Source organism: Pseudomonas sp. 1 R 17 (assembly GCF_900067035.1).
Classification (GTDB): Bacteria; Pseudomonadota; Gammaproteobacteria; order Pseudomonadales; family Pseudomonadaceae; genus Aquipseudomonas; species Aquipseudomonas marginalis.
The window spans coordinates 74,611-101,556 of the sequence record NZ_FKLB01000030.1 but is presented as its reverse complement, the minus strand read 5'-3'; the positions used below and the strand labels follow the sequence as shown (position 1 = coordinate 101,556).

The window sequence follows — 26,946 nt, the reverse complement described above, 5'->3', positions numbered from 1 at the left end:
AGCGTTTTCAGGAGGCAGGCTTTGCACCGTACCAGCGCGGCGTGTACACCCATTCACCGCCATCGGCGCGAGGGAATGTGCAGGTAGTGGATGAGCCGACCAGCACCATGGTGCGCATGTCCACCTGGTCTGGCGTGAGTTGCCCGAGGGTGGTGACGCGCAGGGTCTGGCCGGGGCGACCGATATCGCGACCCAGCACTACCGGGGTCTCAGGCGTGCGGTGTTGCGCGACTATTTCCAGGGCGCGCCCCAGCTGCCAAGGCCGCGAACGCGAAATCGGGTTGTAGAACGCCAGGGCCAGGTCGGCCTGGGACGCGAGGTCCAGGCGCTTTTCGATGATCGACCAGGGCTTGAGGTTGTCCGACAGCGACATCACGCAAAAGTCGTGGCCCAACGGCGCGCCGGCCTGGGCCGCGGTGGCCAGGGAGGCCGAAACCCCCGGCAGGATTTCCAGGTCGACCTGATGCCACGCCGGATCGCCGGACTCGTGCAACGCCTCGATCACCGCCGCCGCCATGGCGAAGACGCCCGGGTCGCCGGACGACACCACCACCACCGAACGCCCCTGGGCGGCCAGCTCGAAGGCGTGGCGGGCGCGCTGCATCTCTTCGCGGTTATCGGTGCAATGCTGTACCTGATCGTCACGGAACGGCCCGGCCATGCGCACATAGGTTTCATAGCCCAGCACATCGGTGCAGCGCGCCAGTTCGGCCTTGACCGCCGGCACCATCAGCTCGGCGGCGCCAGGGCCCAGGCCAATCACGGCAAGGCGGCCACGGCGGCGGCCGACCTGGGCCAGGTCCAGCGGTTGATCAGCCACCTCGATGACAATATCGGCAGCCTGGGTAACGCCGCCAAAGCGCAGCGGCACGCCCAACGCCGACGCGGCTTCGTGCAACGACGGGTCAGCCATCTGCGTATCGCTGGCCAACAGGCACGCCAGGGATTGCACGGCAATGCCCGCCTCGTGCAAGGCCGCGCGCACACGCTCGGCCAACTGCGTACCCGGCTTGCAGGTCACGCACACCGTCTTTGGATAGATCAGCAACTCGTTGGCGGAAGGCACACGCTCGGCACTGCCCACGCGAATGGCTAGATGCGCTTGCTGGTCCTGGGGCAAATTCGCCTGGTCCAACCACGGCGCCGCGCCTTCGATGCGCACGCTTTCGCCGGCCAGCAGGTCGGACACGAAGCGCTTGCCCAGCTCCAGGTCCGCCAGCTCATAACCCGCAGGCGGGTTGAGCAGGCAGGTGCCGAAACGCAACTCGCCACTGGTGGTGATCGCCGCAGTGACACCCAGCGCCGCCGCGATGTCCCGTGCCATGACGTTCACCCCGCCAAGACCACCGAGCAACGGCACCACGGCGCTGCCATCTTCCGCCACGGCCAGCACGGCGGGTTCTTCGCCTTTCTCCAGCAGCAGCGGCGCCAGGGTGCGGATCACGATGCCGGCGGCACACAGGGCGATCAGCGGCGTGCCCTGCTGGTAGAGCTGACGCAGGGTCGCGCCGAATTCGCCGTAAGGCTGGTCCGCCCCCTCAACCCGCCCGGCCAGGCCGTGGATCAGTGCCCCAGGGTAAACCTGCTGGATCCTGCGCGCGGTGGCCAGGCTGCCCTGGCCCAGAATGACAATCGCCGGGTTCATCAACCTTGCCACCTTTCACCCGGCACGATGATCAGCGAGAAGTACGGCGAAGACATCGGCTCCACCTGGTCCAGCGCCACGATTTTCTGGTTGGCCATGGTCGCGCGCTCCACATACAGCGCGCGCTCGGCCAGGCCAAGCTCTTCGAGTACCTGGCGCACCTTGGGGAAGTTGCGCCCCAGCTTCATGATCACCGCCGCGTCGGCATCCGCCAGGCGGCGCTTGAGGTCTTCGTGGGGCAATACGCCCGACAGCACCGACAGGCTCTGGTTGCGATACACCAACGGCGCGCCCAGCACCGAGGCGCCGCCAAGCATCGAGCACACACCGGGGATAACCTGGGCTTCGTAGCGCTCGGCCAAGCGGTCATGCAAATACATATAGGAGCCGTAGAAGAACGGATCGCCTTCACAGATCACCGCCACGTCGCGACCGGCGTCCAGGTGCACGGCCACCTCGACACTGGCGGTGTCGTAGAAGTCGCTGATCACTTGTTCATAGGACAACGGCGCCGGCAGCGCTTCGGTGGTTACCGGGTACACCAGCGGCATCAGGGTTTGTTGCGGCACCAGGTGGTCTTCGATGATGCCGAAGGCGTTACCCTTCTTGCCCTTGGCCACGAAATAGGCCACCACCGGCGATTCGCGCAGCAGGCGCAGGGCCTTGAGGGTAATCAGTTCCGGGTCGCCGGGGCCGACGCCCAGGCCGATCAAACGTCCGCGTGCCGGCATTATTCGACCTCCGTGGCGAGCGCATTCACCGCCGCCGCGGCCATGGCACTGCCGCCCAGGCGGCCCTGCATGATCACGAACGGTACGCCACGGCTGTCCGCCGCCAGCATCGCCTTGGATTCGGCAGCGCCGACAAAGCCGACCGGGAAGCCGAGGATCAACGCCGGTTTCGGTGCCCCCGCGTCAAGCATTTCCAGCAGGTAGAACAACGCGGTCGGCGCGTTGCCGATTACCACCACGCTACCTTCCAGGTGCGGACGCCACAGCTCCAGGGCCGCAGCGGAGCGGGTATTGCCCAGCTCCCGCGCCAACTCCGGCACGCTGTCGTCGCGCAGGGTGCAGATCACCGGGTTGTTGGCGGGCAGGCGCGCACGGGTCACGCCTTCGGAGACCATCCGCGCATCACACAGAATCGGCGCGCCAGCGGCCAGCGCATCGCGCCCGGCCTTACCCGCACCTTCGGAGAACTGCAGGCCGTCGATGGCCTCGACCATGCCGCAGGCATGGATCACCCGCACCGCGAGTTTCTCCAGGTCGGCCGGGATACGCTCCAACTTGGCTTCCGCGCGAATAATGGCGAAGGAGTTGCGATAGATCTCCTGACCGTCGCGGATGTAATCAATCATCGGTGTTGCTCCGTGGGTGAGCGCGCAGCAAGGCGCCCGCCGCTTCAATGGAAAGGGTGCGTGCGCGCAGCCGGCCGAAACCGGGGTGGGCTGCATCGCGAAAATACAGGTCGTAGTGGCCGGGGCTCACCGCCAGCAAGGTGACCGGCGCGATATGTGCGGCGGCGCAGGAACGTGGGCAGCCGGACAGGTGCACGTCATGGCCGGGATGCAGCGCGGCCAAGTGCACGGCGTCGGCCTTGGTGGCGGCGAGGGCTTTGGCGCAGCCGCTGGAACCGGTGCAGGCGATCACGCGGGCCAAGGGTTGGTCGACGGTGCAGAGGAAGCCCAGTTGCGCCAGGCGTTGGGTCACGGCGTGAGGTTTTTCGACGTTGGGCAGTAACACACCTTGCCAGGGGGTGAAGCGCAAGGTGCCGTCGCCATATTCGCTGGCGAGCTGCGCCACGCCTGTGAGCATCGTCGAATCCAGGCGCCCCAAGGGTGCGATGGCCGCGACGTAGAATTGATTGCTTTGAGCCTGTGGATAACTCCCGAGGTGCAGCAAAGCGCCGCTGGGCGGGCGTTTGAAGCCATCGGCCGGCAGCAGCGGCAGGCTGAGGCGGCTCAACAACTTATCCACAGCCAGGTGGCGCATGCGGGTTTGCTCGGGGGTGGCGAGGTCAAGAAACGCCTCCAGCACTGCCACCACCAACCCATGACCCTGTTCCAACGGCACGGCGGCCAACGGTGCATCCAATCCTGGACAACCTGCCAGGCCGAACGCGAGGAGTGTCTCGCCATTGCGTACGAACGCCGACAGCCACAGATCATGATGATGCTCGAGCATCGCCAGGGCCTCACCGCCATCCAGTTGCACGGCGAACTTGGCCGACAGCTCATGGAAACGCGGACGGTTTTGCAGGGTGGCGAGGATCTGCTCGGCCAGCGGCCGGGTGTCGAACAGCATCTGCGGGTCGATACCGGCGCTGGGGCTGAGCATCAGGTTGCGCACGTCATCGCCAGCGGCGTTACTCGGGCCCAGATCGGCGGCCAGCAGCATGGCGATCAAGGCGTCTTGCTCGGCACCGATCCCACGTATCTGCAGGTTGGCGCGGTTGGTCGCCTCGATCACCCCGCCCGCATAGGCCTGGGCCGCGTCCGCCACGGCACGGGCCTGGGCGGCGCTGATCGAGCCACCGGCCAGTTTGATCCGGCAGATGCCGCCATCCAACGCCTGGACGATACGCAGCAACCCCGGACAAGCCGAGGGGCGCAAGGTATTCACAGCGGGCGTTGGGTTCACGGGGCTACCGGTTGACGGGTAAAGGCGCGGTATTATGCCTGCTTTGTCCGGCGGCATGAAAAGCCTGCCCGTCGGATGTCGCTCAAGGAATTGATATGTCGCCCTGGCTGACGGTTGTAGGCATCGGTGAAGACGGCTTCAAGGGGCTGGGCAGGAATGCCCGGCATGCCCTGTTGCGCGCTTCGCGGATTATAGGTGGCCAGCGCCAGTTGGACCTGTTGCCGGTGTGTATTCGCGGTGAGCGCCAGGTGTGGCCGAGCCCGTTCTCCCTGGAACCGGTACTGGCGCGGCGTGACGAGCCTGTGTGCGTGCTGGCCAGTGGTGACCCGATGTTTTATGGCGTGGGGGCCAGCCTGGCGCGACAGGTGGCGGCTGAAGAACTGCTGGTTTTACCGGCGCCGTCGTCGGTGTCGTTGGCGGCGGCGCGGCTGGGCTGGCCGTTGCAGGAGGTGGTGACGCTGTCCGTAGTGGCACGGCCAGTGGCGGCGATCAATGCGCATCTGGCCACAGGTGTGCGTTTATTGGTACTGAGTAATGACGGCGGCAGTCCCGCGTTGATTGCTTCGTTGTTGGCTGAATCCGGGTTCGGGCCCAGCCGATTGACAGTATTTGAACACCTGGGCAGCGCGAATGAGCGGCGCATCGACGGTTTGGCTGAGGATTGGCAGCACGCCTGTGTCGCCGATTTGAACCTGGTCGCCATCGACTGCGTGGCCTCCAGCGACACACCACGTCTGTCGCGCCTCGCAGGCTTGCCCGATTCCGCCTTCCAGCACGACGGCCAACTGACCAAACGCGATGTGCGCGCCATGACCCTCGCCCGCCTCGCCCCGATGCCCGGCGAACTGCTGTGGGACGTGGGTGCGGGCAGCGGCTCCATCGGTATCGAATGGATGCGCGCCCATCCGAGCTGCCGCGCATTGGCGATTGAAGCAGACGAAGGCCGCCAGAGCCTTATTGAACACAATCGCGACGCCCTCGGCGTGCCCGGTTTGCAGTTGATTCGTGGCAAAGCCCCGGAAGCGTTGCACGGCCTTACAACTCCCGACGCCATCTTCATCGGCGGCGGCGTCACCCGCGACGGTGTGCTCGACACCTGTTGGCAACACCTGCGCCCCGGCGGTCGGTTGGTGGCCAATGCCGTCACCCTGCAAAGTGAAATGACCTTGATGAACTGGCGCGCGGAGCATGGCGGCGAACTGACGCGCATCCACGTCGCTCAGGCCCAGCCGCTGGGTGAATTCGATACGTGGCGGCAGGCGCTTCCAATCACCCTGCTGGAAGTGGTCAAGCCGCGATGAAACGCATCCTGCTGCTGGGCGGTGTGACCGAAGCGCTGGCTATCGCGCGCACCTTGGGGCCGGAGCATATCTACAGCCTGGCGGGTGTGGGGCGTGTGCCTACCGATCTCACCTGCCAAGTGCGTGTCGGCGGTTATGGCGGCGCCGAAGGGTTGGCGCAGTTTGTTCGCGACGAACAGATCAGCCTGATCCTCGATGCGACCCATCCGTATGCGGCGCAGATCAGCCGCAATGCCGCCGAGGCTGCACGGTTGGGCGGTGTGCCGTGTTGGGCATTGCGTCGCCCGGCGTGGCAGCCGCAGGCCGGCGATGACTGGCGGGAGGTCAGTGACTGGGCTGAGTTGATCGACGCCTTGAAACCCTTCAAGCGTCCGCTGTTCACCTTGGGTCGCGAGCCGTTGCAGCACCTTGATGAAATCCCGCCCGAGCAGTTCTGGACGTTGCGCGCGCTGGATGTGTATCCGGGCAATGATCGCTGTGAAGTGATTGGCGCACGCGGTCCGTTTCTGATCGAAGAAGAACGTGCGCTGTTTGAACGGCGGGGGATCGATGTGCTGATCAGCAAGAACAGTGGCAGCACCGCCACCGAGCCGAAGCTGGAAGTGGCGCGGGAACGGGGGGTGCCGGTGTTGGTGTTGAAGCGGCCGGTGTTGGCGGCGGTGGATCGGGAGCTTTTGTCGCCCGCAGAAACAATCGATTCGTTGGCAGATTTCATTCGATAGATCAGGATCATCCGCCACCCTCTATCCAATCTATTTTGTTACCTCAAGGGACGGCGATGAACCCACAACACGAAGTGCTAAACTCCAGGAACAGTTCAAGCCAGGCCCAACGGTATTCAGGAGCTGACATGATAGAAGTTAAAGAAGCCGTACAAGTCGCCAAGGCGGTCGCAAACGACTTTCTCGGGCAAGAAACAGCACTACAAGACCTGATGCTTGAGGAAGTAGAGTTAGACCCAGACAATAAAACCTGGGCAATAACACTGGGCTTCAATGTCCCCAACCCTAATAACTATGAAAGGCTAGGCGCATCTTTAGCCGGACAAATGCATGCAAGAAAATACAAAACATTCATCATCGACTCGGAGACTGGCGAGTTCCGCTCCATGAAGATCCGCGAAGTATGATCGAAGCCTACATCAAGCAATACCGAAGAAAAGGAATCATCGTTGATACTAACTTGCTGCTTCTGGCACTGATAGGAGGAACGTCCAGCATCGTGGAGTTCAAGAGAACACGCGGCTACAGCGATGCAGACTATCAACTTTTGCTCAAAGTGATTGACCAGTTCGAAAAACTTGTTTCAACCCCTCACATTCTCGCTGAAGTCAGCAACCTGACAAATGGACTTCATGGAAACAAGCTGCGCGATTTTTATGCAACGTTAAAAAACTCACTATCAACAATAATCGAAGTCCATCATCCAGCCTTGGATATAAGTCGCGATTATGAGCTGTCACCCTACGGCCTTACCGACGTTGGCATTGTTGCCGCAGCAAAAGATAACTATCTGGTTTTGACTGACGATCTCAGAGTCGCTGGGTTTGCTCATCAGCACTGCGTAGATGTCGTCAACTTCAATCATATACGGGAAGCCAGCTGGGAGGTCTAAGACCTGCCACACGATCATTCCCACACATATGCGCAGGAACGATCGCTCATCGAACTTGTTAACTACTCGCGGCGGTTGCCTGCCCTGCGCCTTCGTGCACCCTGTCAGCGAGCAATTGTGCCAGCTCGATCAACTGCGCAACGCCCAGTAATTCCTCGCGTGGTGCGCCTTCCAGGTTAAAGGCAAGGTCGCAACTCAGCGCGTTGGCCGAAGCAAGTGTTTCACTGAGGTTGACCAACAGGTCTTCGGTGCTGATGCCATCGGCCACGGTGAACAGCCGGACGGGGGGATTGGGGGTGGGTTTGATCATTGTGAAGCTCCTCAGGAATGTGGAGCTGCCACTGATTCGCCGCGACGCGATAGGGTGGCAGCTGTACGCAGGTTCGCGGACCGGTCCCGAGGCAACCCGGCATACCCAAAGGTATCCCGCGCACAGCCGCCATAGCGCCGCACAGTAGACGATAAAAAAGCATCAACTGAAAGCAGACGATAGCGCTTTTGCTCTTAGGAAGTCGGGCCGCGACGCCCGTCCGCTGCGTTTACAGCGGTGTACGGAGACTAGAGACCGAGTGTCCTAGGGACAACCTCAAATCCCTGTCGGAAATTTCTGCTTGTACGAATAACCAGCCAAACGACTAGCGATTTGGCCTCCCTCCAAAAAGTCGATTCCCCCTACAAACACTTCCGAACCAGCTGGCTGGCTCAGCCAAAAGCCCCCGCCCTAACCTCCCCCCTCGCGGTTTCGCGTCAGCCATCCGCGAGGGGGACGCCTGCTTTTTGCAGCGCGTCGAAACTTGCCAACATGTATCCCAAGGAATACGATCCGAGATGATTCACTTCAAGAGATCTGATGAGTTTCAGGAATGGCTTTATTCGCTACGCAGTAAACCCGTCCATGGACGTGTGCTTACAAGATTGGACAACGCAAGAATGGGCAATTTTGGAGACTGCGAAAACGTCGGAAATGGCGTATCCGAAATGCGCATCCACTATGGTCCTGGATACCGATACCGGGTGTACTTCAAGCGTATAGGTGAGGTGGTTTATCTACTGTTGATAGGTGGCGATAAATCAACGCAAAAACGCGACATCGAGCGAGCTAAAGAAATTGCCGAAGAATTTGAGAAAAAGGAGTGACCCATGACTCAATTTAAAGATTTCGACATAGCCGAGCATCTGACGACTCCTGAGGACATGGCGGAGTATCTCGAAGCTTCTTTCGAAGAGGATTCTGGTGACGGCCTGCTGATTCGTTCAGCGCTCAACAACATCGCCCGCGCCCAAGGCATGACCCAAATTGCTCGCGACGCCGGCCTCGGAAGAGAAAGTCTATACAAAGCCCTCTCCAGCAATGGCAATCCCGAGTTCGCGACTATCATGAAAGTCATGAAGGCTTTGGGCCTCAAGCTTCACGCTACAGCGATCTGATAGCACTGCGACACCAAACCACACCACCACTTTTTACTTATCCCCCCCGATCAGGCTAAATACCCGCCTGATCGTTTAACCCTACGGATTGTCCGCCATGGCCCGTCAACGCGTTGCAATTGCCTGGATCGCCTGCCTTGCAGTGCTGTTCAACGCCTTTGCCATGCCAATGGCCAGCGCGATGCAGCAGTCCAAGGACCCCGTGCAGCAATTGCTGTGGGGCAGTTTCTGTTCGTCCACTGGCGCCAGCCTGAAGACCATTGCCCTGGGCAAGCTGGAGATTCCGGCGCCGCAGCCGGACGATCATTCCACCATGCAGCATTGCTGGTGTTGCTCGGGCTCGGCGCCGTTGGTGGCGTTGCCGGGGCATGTGCCGCAGTTGTATCTCACGCGATTCGAGACGGTACAGCGTCAACCACACACACCATTGCAAACCCCAACCCCGCGCCAGCAATGGCCGAGCCTTAACCCCCGCGCCTCTCCGACGGCCTGATCTTCTTCGCAAGTGAACTGCGTTTAGAACCGTTCTGGAGAACTGCCATGCTTAAATCTTCCCTGCTTCTGGCTGCGTTGCTGCTGCCGGTGTTCAGTGCTGCCAATGCCGAAGACTACAAGGCCGGCGACCTGCTGGTCAGCGATCCCTGGTCCCAGGAATTGCCGCCCAACGCGCCCACCGTCGCCGCGTATTTCGTGATTCATAACACCGGTACGACACCGGATCGCCTGCTCAGTGTCGACACGCCAGTGGCCGATAAGGCCGAGCTGCATGAGCATGTGATGCAGGGCGACTTGATGAAGATGCAGCAAGTCCCCAGCGTTGCCGTACCGGCCAAGGGTGACTTGACCTTCGCGCCCATGGCGTATCACGTCATGTTGCTGGGCCTCAAGGACCGCAGCCTGCTGGCCGATGGCAAGCAATTCCCGCTGACCCTGACCTTTGAAAAAGCCGGCAAGGTCGAGGTGGAAGTCTCGGTACAGAAAGTACCGCCGATGGTCGGCCACGAGCACAAGCACCCTCAATAGACTGACTCCAGATGGGCGCCCCTCGCGCCAGGCTATCCCCACACCGCCGCGTGAAGCGCGGCAGTTGGATCAGCCTGTTCGCCATGCTGATGATCTTTATCGGTCCGCTGATTTCCCAAGCGATGCCGATGGATCATCACGCCGGTATGTCGATGAACATGTCCATGGACATGCCCGGCGACCACGGCGACGCCCATCACAAGAAAGCCCCTGACGAACACCACGCGCTCTGGTCCAAGTGCGGCTATTGCGACTTGCTCTACAGTTGCCCGGCCCTGCCCGGCAGCGTGTCATTCGTGGCCATCGGCAGCCCGCCGCCGACCAATGCCCTTACCCCCGCACCACGCCTGGGCCATGCCCGGCAGAGCATCTTCCCCGGCGCCCGCAGCCGCGCCCCGCCCATCGCCGCGTAAGCCCCTGCCACCGTTACTTCACCCCGGCCGACTTTAGACAGACAGCCGCAGGCTGCTGGCCGTGTTGTTTACGATTGATTGATGGAATTTGTCATGTCCAGGTTTACTGCTGACTCCCGTTTGGGAAGCACCTCTGTGCTCGCTGCCCTATGCGGCGCCCTGCTCGTTCCCCACGCCCAGGCCGATGAACACGCCGAGCATGAGCTGACGCCCACCGTGATCACCGCCATTGCGCCCAGCTCGCCGCTGACCGTGGTCACCAACCCCAAAGACCCTCGCCAACCGCTGCCCGCCAGCGACGGCGGCGACTACCTCAAGACCATCCCCGGCTTCGCCCTGGTACGCAACGGCGGCACCAATGGCGACCCGGTACTGCGCGGCATGTTCGGTTCGCGCCTGAACATCCTCACCAACGGCAGCATGATGCTCGGCGCCTGCCCCGGCAGGATGGATGCGCCGACCTCGTACATTTCGCCGGAAACCTACGACAAGCTCACCGTGATCAAGGGCCCGCAAACCGTACTCTGGGGCCCCGGTGCTTCAGCCGGCACCATCCTGTTCGAGCGCGAACCGGAACACTTCGGTGAACTCGGCACGCGGCTCAACGCGAGTGTGCTGGCAGGCTCCAACGGGCGCTTCGACAAGGTCATCGATGCCGCCGCCGGTGGGCCGCTGGGCTATGTGCGGGTGATCGGCAACCAGGCCCATGCCGATGACTACAAGGACGGCAACAACGACACCGTCGCCTCGCGCTACGACAAATGGAATGGCGATGTCGCCGTCGGCTTCACCCCGGATGCCGACACCCTGCTGGAGCTCACCGCCGGCCGTGGCGACGGCGAAGCGCGTTACGCCGGGCGCGGCATGGACGGTTCGCAGTTCCTGCGCGAAAGCCTGGGCCTGCGCTTCGAGAAATCGAATATCGGCGAAGTGCTGGATAAGGTCGAAGCCCAGGTCTACTACAACTATGCCGACCACGTGATGGACAACTACAGCCTGCGCACGCCCTCGGGCACCGGGATGATGGCCGGGCCCATGGCCTCCAACGTCGACCGCCGCACCCTCGGCGCGCGCATCAAGGCCACCTGGCGCTGGGCCGATGTGCAACTGATCAGCGGCCTGGATGCGCAGACCAACGAACACCGCCAACGCAGCAGCATGGGCATCGACACCTACAAGGATTTGCCCAAGGTCAAGGACGCCAACTTCCACAACTACGGCGTATTCGGCGAGCTGACCTGGTACGCCGCCGACCATGACCGCCTGATCACCGGTGCGCGCCTGGACCGCGCCTCGGCCAAGGACTTCCGGCAAACCACCGGCTCCGGGATGAGTGCACGCGCCAACCCGACCGCCGACGACACCCGCGCCGACACCCTGCCCTCGGGCTTTATGCGCTACGAGCACGACCTGGCCGACAGCCCGACCACGCTCTATGCCGGCCTGGGCCACTCGGAACGCTTCCCGGATTACTGGGAGCTGTTCTCGCCCAACACCGGCGCGGTTGGTTCGGTCAACGCCTTCGATGGCGTGAAACCGGAGAAAACCACCCAACTCGACTTCGGCGCGCAATACAAAGCCGACGACCTGGAAGCCTGGGCGTCGGGCTACGTCGGCCAGGTGCGTGATTTCATCCTGTTCGATTACCGGGCGGGGATGATGGGCACCACCTCCCAGGCGCGCAATGTGGACGCACGCATCATGGGCGGTGAAGTGGGCGCGGCCTACAAGCTAACCCCCAATTGGAAAGCCGACGCCACCCTCGCCTACGCCTGGGGCAAGAACAGCAGCGACGGCAAGGCCCTGCCGCAAATGCCGCCGTTGGACGCACGCTTCGGCCTGACCTACAGCGAAGACGACTGGAGTGCCGGCGCGTTGTGGCGGGTAGTGGCGGCGCAGAACCGCATCGACCAGAACAAGGGCAATGTGGTCGGCAAGGACTACGACAAGAGCGGCGGCTTTGGCGTGTTCTCGGTCAATGGCGCGTATCGCATCAACAAGAATTTCAAGGTCAGCACCGGCGTCGACAACCTGTTCGGCAAGGCCTACGCCGAACACCTGAACCTGGCCGGCAACGCCGGATTCGGCTACCCGGCCAACGATCCGCAGGCCATCAAGGAGCCGGGGCGGACCCTTTGGACCAAGGTCGACATGAGCTTCTAAACGCATCGGGGGCTTGCCCCCGATAGCGGCCTGATCAACGACAAAAAATTCAAGCTTTGCGGAGCATCCCCGATGACCACTCAAAAAGTTTCCTTCTACAACCTGGCCTGGCGCTGGCACTTCTACGCCGGCCTCTTCGTCGCCCCCTTCATGGTGCTGCTGGCCCTGACCGGCATCATCTACCTGTTCAAACCCCAGCTCGATCCGCTGATGTACGGCGACCTGCTCAAGGTGCAAAGCGCCGAGCACGCCTTGAGCGCCGACGAGCAATTGCAACGCGCCCAGGCGGCCTTTCCCCAGGGCAAGATCAGCAAATACCTGCCACCCGCCGACGCCACCAGCAGCGCGCAGTTCGTGATGCACGACGGCGGGCGCGAAGTGACGGTGTTCGTCGACCCCTATCGCGGCACCGTACTCGGTGAGCAGGATGCGAAAAACAACCTGCAAGCCATCGCCCGCGCCCTGCACGGCGAGCTGATGATCGGCACCGTCGGCGACCGCCTGGTAGAGCTCGCCGCCGGTTGGGGCGTGATGCTGGTGGTGTCCGGCCTGTACCTGTGGTGGCCGCGCGGCAAAACGTCGGCCGGCGTGTTGTGGCCGCGCTTCACAACCCGTGGCCGCGTGTTCTGGCGTGACCTGCATGCCGTCGCCGGCTTCTGGGGCGCGGCGTTTCTGCTGGTGATGCTGCTCAGCGGCATGACCTGGACCGGCTTCTGGGGCAAGCAATACGCCGACCTCTGGAACACTTTCCCGGCGGCGATGTGGAACAACGTGCCGCAGTCCGATCAGCAGGCGCGGGTGCTCAATACCGCAACGCAACAGACCGTGCCCTGGGCCATGGAAAACACGCCGATGCCGATGTCCGGCGACCATGCCGAACACATGAACCACGGCGCCATGCACGCTGCTCCCGCCGCGCCCACGGTGCGCCTGCAACAGGTGGTGGACCTGGCCACGGCACGCAAGGTCGAGCCCGGCTACAGCATCACTTTCCCCACCACCGCCGAAGGCGTGTTCACCGTCGCGGTGTTCGCCGACGACCCGCGCAACGACGCCACCCTGCACGTGGACCAATACACCGGAAAGGTCCTTGCCGATGTGCGCTGGGCGCACTACAACACCGTGGCACGGGCCACCGAGACCGGCGTGATGCTGCACGAAGGCAAGATGTTCGGCTGGGTGAACCAGCTGATCGTGCTGCTGATCTGCCTGATGATCCTGCTCAGCGCGGTGAGTGGCGTGGTGATCTGGTGGAAGCGTCGGCCCCAGGGCGGCCTGGGTGTTCCGCCGTTGCGTCATGACCTGCCGAAGTGGAAAACCGCGATGGTGATCATGCTCGCGCTGGCGCTCCTGTTCCCGCTGGTGGGCGCCTCATTGATCGCGGTCTGGGCGCTGGATCGCCTGGTGTTGTCACGGTTGTTCAGCCAACGTGAATCCACCTCAGGTTCGCTATGAAGTAGGCGAGATGCCCTACATAGAGGCGTTAGGTAGTCTTACGCGGGCTTTCGCCAAAGACGCAGGAAGTGTTAACTTATAACACTTGCTGCATACCTCAGCTCGCCGCGCCCAGCGGCGAGCACCGCCTCGAAGAAGCGATTTTCCGCCCAATGAACAAGTACCTAGTGTCCGGCCTGTGCCTGCTCGCCCTGCATGACAGCGCCCAGGCCCTGACCCTGCCCGCCAGCCCGGTGACCGCAGCGGCCGTGGATGACCAACACGTCGACCTGAACACGCCGACCACCGCAGGCTCGCGCCTGAATCTCAGCGCGCTGCAAACCCCGGGCAGTGTCGAAAGCCAGACCGGTACGCAGATCCGCGAGCGTGGCGACGCCAGCGTGCAGGACGCCATTTCCCGTGCCACCGGCATCAGCCGCACCGGCACACCGGGCGATGGCGGCACCTCGCTGTCGGCCCGTGGTTTTACCGGCCAGGGCTCGGTGATGCAACTGTACGACGGCACCCGCATGTACATGGGCATGGGCACCTCGACCTTCCCGGTGGACACCTGGGCGGTGGAACGCGTAGACGTTTTGCGCGGCCCGGCCTCGGTGCTGTACGGCGAAGGCGCCACCGGTGCGGTGATCAATACCGTGCCGAAAAAACCCTTCGAAGGCGAGATCGAAAACCACCTCCGCCTCGGCTACGGCGCCTACGATCGCCAGCAACAAGCTCTGGACAGCGGCGGCTCGCTGACCGACACCCTGAGCTATCGCCTGAACCTCAACCGCCTGCGCAGCCACGGCTTTATCGACCATGGCGACTCCAGCAGCGACTTCGTCAGCGGCGCCCTGCGCTGGCAGGCGGCGGACAACCTGAGCTTCACCCTGGCCAGCGACTATGGCGACCAGCGCCCGCAGAACTACTTCGGCACGCCGCTGATCAATGGCCAGTTGCACAAGGGCCTGCGCCACAAGAACTACAACGTCAGCAACGACACCCAGCACTACAACGACCAGTGGACGCGCCTGACCAGCGAGTGGCAGATCAATGACAACGTCAGTGCCACCAATGAACTGTTCTACCTGAAGAACCAGCGCCGCTGGCAGAACGCCGAGAACTACAACGTCACCAACGGGCAACTGACCCGCAGCGGCAACTTCGGCATCAAGCACAACCAGGAACAGGTCGGCGATCGCCAGACCTTCACCCTCAAGCACAGCCTGTTCGGCCTCGACAGCCAGACCGTGACGGGCGTGGAATACAACCGCATCCGTTTCCGCCTGGCCAGCAACTCACCGTTCAACGACGTGCTGCCCGGCGGCCAGCCGGTGGATATCAACGATCCGGCGCCCGCTCGGTTCGACAGCCAGAACCCGTTCAAACCGCTGTTCGCCACCACCACCAAAACCGTTGCCGGTTTCGCCGAAAACCGCCTGCAACTCACCGACCAACTGGCGCTGGTCACCGGCATCCGCCGCGACTACGCCCACGTCGAGCGCGATGATTTACGTGACGCCAGCCAAAGCGACAAGACCCTCACCGGCAATAACTGGAAGGCTGGCCTGGTCTACGCAATCACCCCCGACACCTCGGTCTACAGCCAGTACGCCACCAGCACCGACGGGGTCGGCGGCCTGATTTCCCTGAGCCCTGGCCAGCAGCAGTTCGACCTCTCCACCGCCAGGCAAACCGAGATCGGCCTCAAGCAGGCCTTCTGGGATCAACGCGGCGAATGGACAGTGGCGGCCTACCATATCGTCAAGAAGAAACTGCTCACCGACGTCCCTGGCAACCCGGACCTCAAGCAGCAAGTCGGCCAGCAATCCTCCAGCGGCCTGGAAGCCAGCCTCGACCTGCAACTGCCGCACGCCTGGGCGCTGCAAGCCAACGCAGCCATCGTGCGGGCGCAGTACGACGACTTCAAACAGGCTGTCGACGGCGTACAAGTGTCCCGCGACGGCAACCGCCCGGTGGACGTGCCACGCCGCACCGCCAACCTGTGGCTGAGCAAGGCCCTGAGCGACGACATCCGCGCCGGTGCCGGAGTGCGCTATGTCGATGCACGGTATGCCGACATGGCCAACCAGAACGAGCTGCCGAGCTACACCGTGGTCGATGCCACGCTGTCGTGGAAGGCGATGCGCAACACCACCCTGGGCCTGCAACTGAACAACCTGTTCGACCGCACCTACGCGGTCAGCCAGTACAACGACGGCCAGCAATGGATCCTCGGTGAACCGCGCTCGTTCTTCGTCACGGCGGACTACACCTTCTAACTGACCAAAACACCGTTAGAACCCTGCAGGCCTTGAGAGACTTGATGACTTCACTCACCCTCACCCGCATCAACTGGGCCCCGGCGAACCACAGCCAACACCCGTTCCAACTGCGTGACGCCGGCCTTCACGTCGCTGCGGGGGAGTTCGTCGGGCTGATCGGCCCCAACGGCAGCGGCAAGACCAGCCTGTTGCGCTGCGCCTATCGGTTCACCCAGCCGGAACGCGGCGACGTATTGCTCGCCCATCGGAACCTGTGGAAGCAAGGCGCCAAGTGGTGTGCGCAACGTATCGCCGTGGTGTTGCAGGAGTTCCCGGATGCCTTTGGCCTGCGAGTCGATGAAGTGGTCGCCATGGGCCGCACGCCCCACAAGGGCCTGTTCGACAGCGACACCCTGGAGGATCGGCAGCTGGTGCAACAGGCGCTGGTATCGGTGGGCATGCAGGGCTTTAAAGCGCATGCCTTCGCCACCCTCTCGGGCGGTGAAAAACAGCGCGTCATCCTCGCCCGCGCCCTGGCCCAGCAACCGCAATTGCTGATCCTCGACGAGCCGACCAACCACCTCGATCCACGCTACCAGCTTGAGCTGTTGAGGCTGGTCAAGCGCCTGGGTATCGGCACCCTGGCCAGCATCCACGACCTCAACCTGGCCGCCGCTTTTTGTGATCGGCTCTACGTGATCGACCACGGGCGCATCGTCGCCAGCGGCACGCCTCACCAGGTGCTGACCACTGAACTGCTGCGCGATGTGTTCGGCGTCGAGGCGCTGATCGACACTCATCCCCTGGCCGACTATCCCCGCATCACCTGGATAACCCAACCATGATCCTGCGCGCCTTCGCCCTTGTGGCCCTGCTGTTCGGTGCTTCACCAGCCTTCGCTGAAGCCACCCATTACCCGGTCACCGTCAAAAGCTGCAACCGCGACGTGACCTTCCAGGAGGCGCCGAAGCATGCGGTGAGCCATGACATCAATATGACCCAGATGATGCTCGCCCTGGGCCTCAAACCGCGGATGGCCGGCTATAGCGGCATCACCGGCTGGAAGTCGGTCACCCCGGACATGGCCCGGACCCTCGATGGCCTGCCGGAGCTGGCGAGCAAGTACCCGTCGGTGGAAACCCTGCTCAATGCCAATGTGGATTTCTTCTTTGCCGGCTGGGACTACGGCATGCGCGTGGGCGGCGACCTGACGCCGAACACCCTGCAGCCGCTGGGGATCAACGTCTACGAGCTGACCGAGTCGTGCGCCTTCGTGATGAAGCGCCCGGCCGCGACCCTGGACGACACCTATAACGACCTGCGCAACCTGGGCAGGATCTTCGACGTGCAGGACCGCGCCAATGCCTTGATCGCACAGATGCAGGCACAGGTCGCCGAGGTGCAGACAGACCTGCCCGCCGACAAGCCGCGCGTGTTCCTCTACGACAGCGGTGAAGACCGCGCCATGACCTCCGGCCGCCTCGGTATGCCCCAGGCGCTGATCGACGCAGCCGGCGGGCGCAACATCCTCGATGACGTCGACGCCAGTTGGACCCGCGTCAACTGGGAGACCGTGGTCGAGCGCAATCCACAGGTGATCGTGATCGTCGACTACAGCGAAGTCACCGCCGATCAAAAACAGCAGTTCCTGCTCAACAACCCGGCGCTGCAAGGGGTGGACGCGATCAGGAACCAGCGCTTTATCGTGATCCCGTATGTACAAGCCACGCCGGGCATCGATAACGTGCTGGCGGTGGAAACCCTGGCCAAGGGGCTCCACGGCGAATGATCACCCGTCGTTACCCCCTGCTGCTTGCCGCCCTGGGCGCATTGCTGCTGGTGTCCTGCGTGATATCCCTGGGCTTCGGCCCGGCGCGGGTACCAGCGGACGTGGTGTGGCGCATCCTGCTGTACAAGGTCTTCGGCATCGGCGAAGTGAGTTGGTCGGCCGGGCAGGTACCTATCGTCTGGCTGATCCGCGTGCCGCGCATGCTGCTGGGGGCGTTGGTGGGGGCCGGGCTGGCGTTGATCGGTGCGGTGTTGCAGGCGGTCACGCGTAATCCGCTGGCCGATCCGCACCTGCTGGGTGTCACTTCCGGCGCGACCCTGGGCGCGGTGATCGTGGTGCTGCATGTAGGTGAAATCATCGGCTTGCTGACCTTGCCCATCGCCGCCTTTATCGGCGCCCTGTCGAGCATGATCGTGGTGCTCGCGGTAGCCAGTCGCAATGGCCGGCTGGAGAGTGATCGCCTGTTGCTGTGCGGCGTGGCAGTGTCGTTCGTGATGATGGCGGCGGCCAATCTGCTGCTGTTCATGGGCGACCATCGCGCCGCCTCGGCGGTGATGTTCTGGATGCTCGGCGGCCTCGGCCTGGCACGCTGGGGACTGCTGGCGATTCCGGGCGCCAGCGTAGTGCTCGGGCTGCTGGTGCTGGTGGGCATGGCCCGCCCGTTGAACGCGCTGATGGCCGGCGAACAGACCGCCGTGACCCTTGGCCTGAACGCCCGCAATGTACGGCTGAAGGTGTTCCTGGTCGCCTCGTTGATGACCGGCGTGCTGGTGTCCATCAGCGGCTCCATCGGCTTTGTCGGGCTGATGGTGCCGCACATCGCCCGGCGCCTGGTGGGCGCCGAGCATCGTCGGTTGCTGCCAGTGTGTGCATTGCTGGGCAGCCTGTTCCTGGTCTGGGTCGATGTGGCGGCGCGCACCTTGATCGCCCCCGAAGACCTGCCGATCGGCGTGGCCACGGCGGCGATCGGCGGCCTGTTCTTCATCGGCCTGATGCGCAAGCGCTGACGCTTACAGCTCGTCGCGGTCGCGCAGGCTCAGCGGTTCGTCGACCTCGGGCACGGCGATTTCCAGGCCATTGGAGCGCTCCACTTGCTGTTCGGACAGTAGCCCCTCGTTCATCCAGAAGCCGTCCTTGTCCAGCACAAACAGCTTCCCGGTCCTGGCCACGCCCTTCAGGAACACGGTGGGATACACGTCGGAGCCGCCCACCAGGACCAGGCTTTCCTGCGCCGAATAACTGGGCAGGTACTTCAACAGCGCACCGGCCTGGCTCGACAGATAAAGACCCGGCGACGGCCGCGACAGCCCGCGCAACACCCTGATGAAATAACTCAGGAAGGTCGGCGCCACGAAATGACGCGTCAGGGCGATATCCTTCGGCGCCCGGCTGTCGGTGGCCGGCATGCTGTTGTAGAGCAGATGGACACCCGCAACCGCATATGGCTGCGGAAAGTCCGGCAGGGGCGCTGGCGGCACCACCGGTTGTACAGGGCCCAGCGGCCCGCTGTAGAACAGGCGCAGAATCAGCGATTGGTCGGCCCCGGCCGCTACCGGCAAGGTAGCCAGGAACGACGTGCCCGCTGCGTTGGCGAGTATCGCCGAAAGATACTGTTTGCCCCGATATGGCGAAAGCTGGCGCCGGAGATAGCGCGCGGCATCATCCCCAGCGGAAAAAACCGGACCGCAGGCCGCACGCCAAGGCGGCACAAACACCTCATCGACACCGGGCTGCCAGAACGTATCGACACGATTGCGCGTGGTCCAGACCTCGCCTCGGACCAGCGTATCCAGGACCCCTTTGTCGAGCAGGCGATGGACGTAACTGAGCAGGGTCATCCGGCCCGCGCGCAACTGCTGCCGTGTTTCAAGCAGCGAGCCCCACGAATCCAGCTGCGCATCCGTGCCCAGGTATTGATACCTGAGCAGGGCACCGTCCGCGCATGACAGGTAAAACGTGAGTTGCTTGCCCCTGATGCCGTGAATCGAGAAGCGGATGCCGATGTCCATGTCCGTGGGCGAAAAAAATGCCTGGTGCAACGGATCCGTGGCCGGCGTGACGCTGTCGCTGCTGGCACACAGGTAGAAGCCTTCCAGCCCATAACCCTGGGGGAAAAGACCGTCGGGAAAGACTTGCGCAAAGTCACGATAGCTCTGGCGCACCAGCGGCATGCTGACCATGTAGTGCCCGTTTTTCTGCGATTTGAACACGTAGCCGAACTGCAGGTGTTCGCCATGCCGACGATGCTGATGGGCATACCGCACCGCGTCCTGCTCCTGGGTGAACAGCGGACTGAACGCCGGGTCTGCCAGTGCGTTCCGGATCGCCAATGGCGCGGGACGGTCGCTATTGACGATGAAGGCGCCAGTGATCCGGCGTGGCGCGCCCCACGTCGGGCTGCCCTCTACCACTCGCAAGATACCCGCATTGGCCAGGCGCGTGACAAATTCGCCAGGCGCCAGCACGGCATTGCGAATCTGACGCTCGAGCAGGTTTTCCAGGCGATCGAGTCGTGTCTCGTCGAGGGGCAAAAGCTGTTTTCTCAGCGCTTCTTCCAGCGCGGAGTGGCTGCGTGTGTAGCTCACCACACAGCCATCGGAACCCAGCAGGTACTCGCGGTTCAGGCGGGCGTCCTGGCCTGCGAGGGCCGATGAAATCACGCGGGTGGACAGCATGTTGCGATAGAGGCCGGCCTGCGCCAGTTCAAGTACGAAGGGCAACTCCCGCGCCGGGCTGGAACGGTAACGTGCAACCACCGTATGGGCCGCCGGGAAGCCACCGGTACTGACCACCTCATCCGGGAAAATCCACTTGGGGTCGAAGTCTTCCTGGGGCACCTTGAGCGGTTCGGTGGCGACAAACAGGCCATCGGGACGCTGCAGAATCAACCCGCCCAGCAGACCATTGCCCTGCAGCAGCGAACGGGCGTGCCGGGCCGCATCGTCCTGGGAATGAAAGGCCGGGCCCAGGCGACGGCGGATGAAGTTGGCGTAGGGTCGCCAGGCCACGCCACCCTGGCCCACCGCTCCCCGGCGGTCCCAGCACTGGCTGGTGTAGAGCACCCGCAGGTCCGCAGGCCGGGCGACCTGTGACACATAGCGCTGGACGTCCAGCGTCCCGTTGTGCAGGTTCATCCCGGCGATGATCACGCCCGTGCCGTCGGTGGCCTCCTTGAGCAGGGAGGATGCCGGAGGTTGGTAGCGCAACAAGGCGCCATCGTGTGTCGACACATACACCGGCAGTATCGCAGTGGCTGCCGGACGCGGCAGATGCCGGGCATCCTGTTCGGCGCGCAGCAGCACCTCGGGGGTGATGAAGAACCGCGCCAGCCAGGCCTCGGGGGTGGGCAATCCCGCCGGCACCCATTGCTGCGAAAACAGCAGGCCGGCCAGCTCGAACCCCTTGGCGAATTCGCCACCGGCCAGATAACCGACGCCCCTGGAGGAGTCACTCAACCAACGCCCGCCGGAGGTGATCGCCAGCAGTTCACTGACCACAAACTCATCGCGCTGCGGATGCTTGAGGATGTACGCCGTACAGCGTTGTGCATCCAGGTTCCTGCCGTACCAGCGCACATGGGCATTGAGTGCCGCGGCATCGAGACTGTCGAAGATCGCGCCGAACGCCGGTGCCTGCAGATCGACTTCGGCGTAGTCGAAGTTGGGCGTCCAGTCGCTGTAGACCCTGCCACGCGGCCCCCACAACGCGCTGCGCACCAGCACGCTCAGGGTGCCGGCATCGGCCAGCCGGGCGACGATGTCCACCGGTTTGAGCTGGCCGCTCTCCAGCCGTTCGAAATAGCCATGCTGGCCGGGCTCGCGCTGGGTATTGCTCAGTACCAGCAGCTCATTGGCAGAACCACTGGGGCGATAGCTGATCAGGTTATTCGGCGAACCGCTCAGATAGGCCGGCAGCCGCGATTCGATCACCGAACGGATCTCCACATCGGAGAACAGCGTGGCGTTGACTTCCAGGTCGGCCAGCGTCCAGCCAAGACGCCGTTGGCGTTCCAGGTCAGCCACGGATAACGCGGTATGCGAACTGTAGCGCGCATAGAGCTGATGGTCCGCAGGCGGCACCAGATAAGCGCTGCCGTTGGCAGGGCGCAGCAGGTCGGAGGCAAAGCCGTCGCCGGAAATGGCCACCGGCTCAGTGAACACAAATCGCCCATCGTCCCGCTTGAGGACATACCCGGCATAGGCATTGCTGCGGCGAACGCCGATGCGTTCATGGGCATGCCGCGCAGCGTCGTCCGCGGTCAGGAACATCCCGCTCAAGGGCCGCTCGCCGGAGCCAAGCGGCAAGTGCTCGCTGTCATACAACGGCCCGAGGGTGTTCCACAGGCCACCTTGCTGGACCACCGACAACTCCCCCGCGCGCATCACGCGGCGCACGAAATCCCGCGGCGACAATGTGCCGTCGAGCAAGGCCGCTTCATTGCCGTTGTCGGTCACGGTTTGTCCGTCGACGACAAACAGCTCGTTGGCAGACGAGGCACTCGGCACCTGCCAGTGCAGCAAAGCGTTATCAGCGGTGCGCAGATACAGCTTGAGACCGAGCGCGGCGATCTGCATACCGGCGCTGGCGATCGACTGTCTCATGGCATCCACCAGCACCGCCGGCGTAGCGAAACGCTTATAGAGCCATGCGTCCATGGGTGGCAGCCTCTGCGGCGCCTGTGCTGATTGGGCGTGATAGAGACCCACCAGGCGATAATTCGGCACCAGCCTTGGCTCACCGCGGTCCCCCACGGGAAACAGACTGTCCAGGGTCGTCCCCAACGGCGCCGGCAGCGTAGCGATGTAATTCGAGGTGGTACGGTGTTTCAGCACCACGCCCACCGCCGCCTGCCCCAGCAAGTCGACGCTGCTCAGGGCGACCAGCACCGCACTGTGCCCCATCGACAGCAGCGGGGTAAAAAACGGCAGGTCCTGCACCGAGGTAACAGGGCTGCCCAGGGTCCAGCCGTGCAGCACACGCCCCCGCACCCCACCCCAGACCTTGCTGCCCACCACGACCCGCAAGTCCCCGGCCTGCGCCAGGTTCCACACCGCCCCCTCGAACCCGGTGAGAGGCTGCGCCGGCTCGATCCCCGTCAACTGCCGCAACAGGGATTGTTCGGCCTGGGAACCGCTGCTCGTGTACTTGAGCAATGTGCCGTCAGGACCGGACAGATAATGCACCGGGGTGAAATCACGGTGGGACAGGGCAAACACCTGATCGGCATTCGAAAAGAAGCTGCCGGTCAGCGCGACCTGGTCCGGGTTGAAGCCCGGGTTGTAGCGCTCCACCTCGCCAGGCTCGGCCGGGTAGGAACGGTAGAAGCCCTGGCATTCATAAGAGGGCGGAGCAATGAACTGGGCGCGATCATCCGTGGCCAGGAGGGTGAGGAAGTCGAACCGCGCGCCGGTGCTGACTTGCGGCTCGGTGGCAAAGAAGTGCCCGCCAGGCTTTTTCAGGATGACCCCACCGAACTCACGCTCGCGTCGCGTCCCGATACGCCGGTGAGCCCAGAGCGCCGCGTCATCCGCGGACACAAACGCCGGGCTCAAGGCCGGCAGAGTGGCCACGGCGGTCGCGCCGCTCGGCAGGGACGGCTCAGCGGCAAACGCTCGCCAGTGCCGGTCAATCACGCCAGGCGACCCCCATAGCGCATTGCCCAGGACCACCCGCAGGCGACTGACCCCAGCCAACTTGCGCACGCCTTCGGCAGGCGTATAGGTACCGTCCGCCAGGTCTCTGGCAATCAGGCTGCCGCCCGGCGCCGGCGCGAACAATCGCGTGAATGCGGCCTGGTCCGCCCCTTCCGGCTCCAGCACAAGCAGGCAGTCTGCCGCGCCAGAGAGGTAGCCCGGCACGCGCAGTTGATGAATCCTGTGGGCCTCGACATCAGTAAAGCCCTGGAAGTAGACACTGGCATCGTCACGGGTCCACTTCGTCTTGAAGTCGGCATCGAGGTTCCCCCATGACAACGCCATGTGCGAGCCGAACCAGGCGTGCAGTTGATAACCACCGGGCAACGCCAACTGTTTGCTGTAAGCGTCCCACGGATAGAACCCCTGGAACCCATAAGGGTTGGTGCCCGCCTGCAGCAATTGCGTCAGTACAAAGTGCTGGTCGGGGTGCTTCAGAATCAGCGCCACATAGGCGCGGTCACGGCGCTCGCCCACCTGCGCATGGGCAAACTGTGCGGCCTTGTCGGCCGACGAAAACGCCTGGCCGAGGGTGGCCTGCTTGAACGGGAAGCGTGCATAGGGCGTCCAGTTGTTCTCGACCACGCCTTCCACGTCCCACAGCGGGCTGGTCTGTTCGACGCTCAACTCACCGGCTTCGGCCACCTGCTTCACAAACTGGCGCGGGGTCAGGGTTCCCGCCGCGAGGGCCAGGTGAAGGCCGGGCTCATCGGTGGTGAACAATCGCGTTTCCGCCGGTGAGCCGCTGAACCGGTAGCGCAGCAAGGCATTGTCCTTGGTGCGCAGGTACAGCGAGATGCCCAGCACGGAGGGCGCCGTATGCATGTAGCGGCGGGCCGTGGCGATGTAGGCCGCCAGCTCCCGAGGGCTGAAGAACTGCTGGTACAGCCACGGTTCCACCGTCGGAAACTGCGCCGGTACCGGCCGCGACAGATAGAAGAAGCCCTGCAGGTGAAAGCCCTCCGGCAAGGGTGGCCCGCCCGCCAGCAAAGGCAGGTGGTTGTCGGTGGGCAACTGCTCGGCACTGCTGAGTACGAAGGGCTGGGTGGCGGCGAATTCATCGCGCAGCTCATGCTTGAGCAGCAGGGCCATCTGGCTGACATTCGGCATGCGCCGCATGCGCGCCTGCACGGCGTTGAGCGCCTGGGTGGCCTCGGGATACACCGCCCCACAGGCGATGGTGGGCTGGCCGCTGTTCAGTGGCAGATAGGGCCGCCAGCGCTGATCGATGACACCGGGCACCCCGCCCCAGTCATCGCTGGCGACCAGCAACGACAAGCGGCCTACCGACGCCACTTTCTTGATAAAGCCTTCGAGCGTGCCATCGTGACCATCGGCGGGCACGGCCGTGCTGACGTCGTCGATCCAGTCGACAAACTTGCGTTCGGCCTCGGAAAAACCCGGCTGGTACTTGAGCAATACACCCTGGGGGCCCGACAAGTAGGCGGTGCCGAACGCACGCCCTTCGTAGTGGTTGAAGACCACATCGCGGGTGGAAAAAAAGCTGTTGAAGATACGCACCTGGCGATCCCGATAACCGGGATTGAGGGCCTTGAGCTGGGCAAACTGGTCAGGGTGAGAATGCACCCCGCCCACCAGTTTGTAGCCCGCAGGATCGAGGAACTCGTTCTGCGCCCCGCGCTCCAGCAACAGAGAAAAGTCGAACGTCGCCGCCTTGCCGGGAATCGGCTCGGTGGCAAACACTTTGCTATCGGCCAGGCGCTGGAGAATGACACTGCCGTACTCGCGATCGCGCTTGTCGCCAATGCGCTCGTGCACATAGCGTGCAGCATCGTCGGCACTGATAAACCCAGGGCTGAGGGTGTATCGAAGGCCCCTCGCTGCCGCGCGCTCCTCTCTGGATAAATGCTCTTGCATGACACTCCCTTGATCATGTTCGTCGTCGGTGCCCATGGGCACCGGGCTCGCACAACGCTTGCCATGCAGAAGCGTCCTCGCTTGAACCGCCAGCAGGGCGCTGCATAGTTATCGAGGCCCCCAGGCACTCTTTAGGCGCATCCCCTGCACCGCCAACGCCTGCACGCTCCGCATTGGTGCGCCAACGCCAGGCACCGGGCTCCAGCCCCCGCAAAACCGGGTGTTTGGCCATCGGGCACAGCCCTTGCTAGTACCCCTACAGCGTTCACATCGGCCTATCAAAAAAAACTAAACGTTTACGGAGACCGCACCATGAAGCGTCGCAGCTTGATCAAGGCTTTCACCCTGTCCGCCTCCATTGTCGCCATGGGCCTGACCTGGACCGTGCAGGCCGCCGAGACCATCAAGGTCGGCATCCTGCACTCGCTCTCCGGGACCATGGCCATCTCCGAAACGTCCCTCAAAGACATGGCGCTGATGACCATCGACGAGATCAACGCCAAGGGCGGGGTGAACGGCAAGATGCTTGAGCCGGTGGTGGTGGACCCGGCGTCGAACTGGCCGTTGTTCGCGGAAAAGGGCCGGCAGCTGCTGACCCAGGACAAGGTCGCCGTGGTGTTTGGCTGCTGGACCTCGGTGTCGCGCAAGTCGGTATTGCCGGTGTTCGAAGAGCTCAACGGCCTGCTGTTCTACCCGGTGCAATACGAGGGTGAAGAGATGTCGCCGAACGTGTTCTACACCGGTGCGGCGCCGAACCAGCAGGCGATCCCGGCGGTGGAATACCTGATGAGCGAAGAAGGCGGCAGCGCCAAGCGTTTCTTCCTGCTCGGCACCGACTATGTGTACCCGCGCACCACCAACAAGATCCTGCGTTCGTTCCTGCATTCCAAAGGCGTGGCGGACAAGGACATCGAAGAGGTCTACACCCCGTTCGGCCATGCCGATTACCAGACCATCGTCGCCAACATCAAGAAGTTCTCCGCCGGTGGCAAGACGGCGGTGATTTCCACCGTGAACGGCGACTCCAACGTGCCGTTCTACAAGGAGCTGGCCAACCAGGGTTTGAAGGCGACCGACGTACCGGTGGTGGCCTTCTCCGTGGGTGAAGAAGAACTGCGCGGCATCGACACCAAGCCGCTGGTGGGCAACCTCGCGGCCTGGAACTACTTCCAGTCAGTGGAGAACCCGGTGAACAAGAAGTTTGTCGCCGACTGGAAAGCCTACGCGAAGAAACACAACCTGCCGGGCGCGGACAAAGCGGTGACCAACGACCCGATGGAAGCCACCTACGTGGGCATCCACATGTGGGCGCAGGCAGCCGAGAAAGCCAAGTCCACCGACGTCGACAAAGTGCGCGAAGCCCTGGCTGGCCAGACCTTCGCCGCGCCGTCGGGCTTTACCCTGACCATGGACAAGACCAACCACCACTTGCACAAGCCGGTGATGATCGGCGAGATCCAGTCTGACGGGCAGTTCTCGGTGGTATGGCAGACCCAGGAGCCGATCCGGGCGCAGCCGTGGAGCCCGTACATTCCTGGCAATGACAAAAAGCCGGACTACGCGGTGAAGAGCAACTAAAGCCCGACCACAGGTCAACTGTGGGAGGGGGCTTGCCCCCGATAGCGGCGTGTCAGGCAATGCACTTGTCACTGACCCACTGCT

22 protein-coding genes are annotated in these 26,946 nt (G+C 63.2%); 16 read left to right on the top strand and 6 right to left on the bottom strand.

Annotated features, from left to right (window positions below; all coding sequences use genetic code 11):
• Positions 1-7: 7 nt before the first annotated feature.
• The 4 genes from cobJ to cobG are packed head-to-tail and all read right to left on the bottom strand — an operon-like array spanning position 8 to position 4,341.
• Positions 8-1,645 carry a precorrin-3B C(17)-methyltransferase gene (gene cobJ / locus BFP99_RS09690; protein WP_065925567.1) on the bottom strand — a complete coding sequence of 546 codons (1,638 nt, stop codon included), beginning with the start codon at positions 1,643-1,645 and terminating at the stop codon, positions 8-10.
• Positions 1,645-2,376 carry a precorrin-2 C(20)-methyltransferase gene (locus tag BFP99_RS09685; protein ID WP_065925568.1) on the bottom strand — a complete coding sequence of 244 codons (732 nt, stop codon included), beginning with the start codon at positions 2,374-2,376 and terminating at the stop codon, positions 1,645-1,647. The genes cobJ and BFP99_RS09685 overlap by 1 nt, the downstream gene beginning before the upstream one ends.
• Entirely contained in the window at positions 2,376-3,002 is a 627-nt protein-coding gene (locus tag BFP99_RS09680) for a precorrin-8X methylmutase (RefSeq protein WP_065925569.1), read from the bottom strand. The genes BFP99_RS09685 and BFP99_RS09680 overlap by 1 nt, the downstream gene beginning before the upstream one ends.
• Complete coding sequence (gene cobG / locus BFP99_RS09675; protein ID WP_065947162.1) at positions 2,995-4,341, bottom strand: precorrin-3B synthase; 1,347 nt, start codon at positions 4,339-4,341, stop codon at positions 2,995-2,997. The genes BFP99_RS09680 and cobG overlap by 8 nt, the downstream gene beginning before the upstream one ends.
• Positions 4,342-4,379: 38 nt before the next feature.
• On the opposite strand from cobG, the gene BFP99_RS09670 reads away from it, so the two are divergent.
• From BFP99_RS09670 to BFP99_RS09655, 4 genes are all read left to right on the top strand, one after another.
• Positions 4,380-5,585, top strand: a complete 1,206-nt coding sequence (locus BFP99_RS09670) for a bifunctional cobalt-precorrin-7 (C(5))-methyltransferase/cobalt-precorrin-6B (C(15))-methyltransferase (protein ID WP_065947161.1) — start codon at positions 4,380-4,382, stop codon at positions 5,583-5,585.
• Positions 5,582-6,307, top strand: coding sequence for a cobalt-precorrin-6A reductase (locus BFP99_RS09665; protein WP_065947160.1), 726 nt, complete (start codon positions 5,582-5,584; stop codon positions 6,305-6,307). The genes BFP99_RS09670 and BFP99_RS09665 overlap by 4 nt, the downstream gene beginning before the upstream one ends.
• Positions 6,308-6,435: 128 nt before the next feature.
• Entirely contained in the window at positions 6,436-6,714 is a 279-nt protein-coding gene (locus BFP99_RS09660; RefSeq protein WP_065925573.1) for a hypothetical protein, read from the top strand.
• Positions 6,711-7,199, top strand: a complete 489-nt coding sequence (locus BFP99_RS09655) for a PIN domain-containing protein (protein ID WP_027607744.1) — start codon at positions 6,711-6,713, stop codon at positions 7,197-7,199. The genes BFP99_RS09660 and BFP99_RS09655 overlap by 4 nt, the downstream gene beginning before the upstream one ends.
• A gap of 58 nt (positions 7,200-7,257) precedes the next feature.
• Here BFP99_RS09655 and BFP99_RS09650 read toward each other — a convergent pair whose 3' ends face one another.
• Positions 7,258-7,509, bottom strand: a complete 252-nt coding sequence (locus BFP99_RS09650) for a DUF6124 family protein (protein ID WP_027607743.1) — start codon at positions 7,507-7,509, stop codon at positions 7,258-7,260.
• Positions 7,510-8,027: 518 nt separating this feature from the next.
• Between BFP99_RS09650 and BFP99_RS09645 the strand changes: the two genes are divergently transcribed.
• The 11 genes from BFP99_RS09645 (at position 8,028) to BFP99_RS09595 (ending at position 18,720) form a co-directional block, all read left to right on the top strand.
• Positions 8,028-8,336 carry a type II toxin-antitoxin system RelE/ParE family toxin gene (locus BFP99_RS09645; RefSeq protein WP_065925574.1) on the top strand — a complete coding sequence of 103 codons (309 nt, stop codon included), beginning with the start codon at positions 8,028-8,030 and terminating at the stop codon, positions 8,334-8,336.
• Between the two features lie 3 nt (positions 8,337-8,339).
• On the top strand, positions 8,340-8,627 hold the full coding sequence (locus BFP99_RS09640) for an addiction module antidote protein (RefSeq protein ID WP_065925575.1): 288 nt from the start codon (positions 8,340-8,342) through the stop codon (positions 8,625-8,627).
• Between the two features lie 97 nt (positions 8,628-8,724).
• Positions 8,725-9,120 (top strand): DUF2946 domain-containing protein, encoded by a 396-nt coding sequence (locus BFP99_RS09635; protein WP_065925576.1) that lies wholly within the window; start codon positions 8,725-8,727, stop codon positions 9,118-9,120.
• Positions 9,121-9,167: 47 nt separating this feature from the next.
• The gene (locus BFP99_RS09630; RefSeq protein ID WP_065925577.1) at positions 9,168-9,650 is read left to right on the top strand and encodes a copper chaperone PCu(A)C; all 483 of its coding nucleotides are present in this window, start codon (positions 9,168-9,170) and stop codon (positions 9,648-9,650) included.
• A gap of 11 nt (positions 9,651-9,661) precedes the next feature.
• Entirely contained in the window at positions 9,662-10,063 is a 402-nt protein-coding gene (locus BFP99_RS09625) for a DUF2946 domain-containing protein (protein ID WP_065947159.1), read from the top strand.
• A gap of 93 nt (positions 10,064-10,156) precedes the next feature.
• Positions 10,157-12,226, top strand: a complete 2,070-nt coding sequence (locus BFP99_RS09620) for a TonB-dependent copper receptor (RefSeq protein ID WP_065947158.1) — start codon at positions 10,157-10,159, stop codon at positions 12,224-12,226.
• A gap of 72 nt (positions 12,227-12,298) precedes the next feature.
• The gene (locus BFP99_RS09615; protein WP_065947157.1) at positions 12,299-13,681 is read left to right on the top strand and encodes a PepSY-associated TM helix domain-containing protein; all 1,383 of its coding nucleotides are present in this window, start codon (positions 12,299-12,301) and stop codon (positions 13,679-13,681) included.
• 152 nt (positions 13,682-13,833) lie between these two features.
• Positions 13,834-15,942, top strand: a complete 2,109-nt coding sequence (locus tag BFP99_RS09610; protein ID WP_065947156.1) for a TonB-dependent receptor — start codon at positions 13,834-13,836, stop codon at positions 15,940-15,942.
• 44 nt (positions 15,943-15,986) lie between these two features.
• Positions 15,987-16,769 carry an ABC transporter ATP-binding protein gene (locus BFP99_RS09605; protein WP_065947155.1) on the top strand — a complete coding sequence of 261 codons (783 nt, stop codon included), beginning with the start codon at positions 15,987-15,989 and terminating at the stop codon, positions 16,767-16,769.
• Complete coding sequence (locus BFP99_RS09600; protein WP_065947154.1) at positions 16,766-17,713, top strand: ABC transporter substrate-binding protein; 948 nt, start codon at positions 16,766-16,768, stop codon at positions 17,711-17,713. Before BFP99_RS09605 ends, BFP99_RS09600 begins: the two co-directional genes overlap by 4 nt.
• Positions 17,710-18,720, top strand: coding sequence for a FecCD family ABC transporter permease (locus BFP99_RS09595; protein ID WP_065947153.1), 1,011 nt, complete (start codon positions 17,710-17,712; stop codon positions 18,718-18,720). Before BFP99_RS09600 ends, BFP99_RS09595 begins: the two co-directional genes overlap by 4 nt.
• A 3-nt stretch (positions 18,721-18,723) precedes the next feature.
• On the opposite strand, the gene BFP99_RS09590 is transcribed toward BFP99_RS09595, so the two are convergent.
• Positions 18,724-25,284, bottom strand: a complete 6,561-nt coding sequence (locus BFP99_RS09590) for a DUF4329 domain-containing protein (RefSeq protein WP_176719689.1) — start codon at positions 25,282-25,284, stop codon at positions 18,724-18,726.
• Positions 25,285-25,596: 312 nt separating this feature from the next.
• On the opposite strand from BFP99_RS09590, the gene urtA reads away from it, so the two are divergent.
• Entirely contained in the window at positions 25,597-26,862 is a 1,266-nt protein-coding gene (gene urtA, locus BFP99_RS09585; protein ID WP_027607732.1) for an urea ABC transporter substrate-binding protein, read from the top strand.
• Positions 26,863-26,946: the final 84 nt, after the last annotated feature.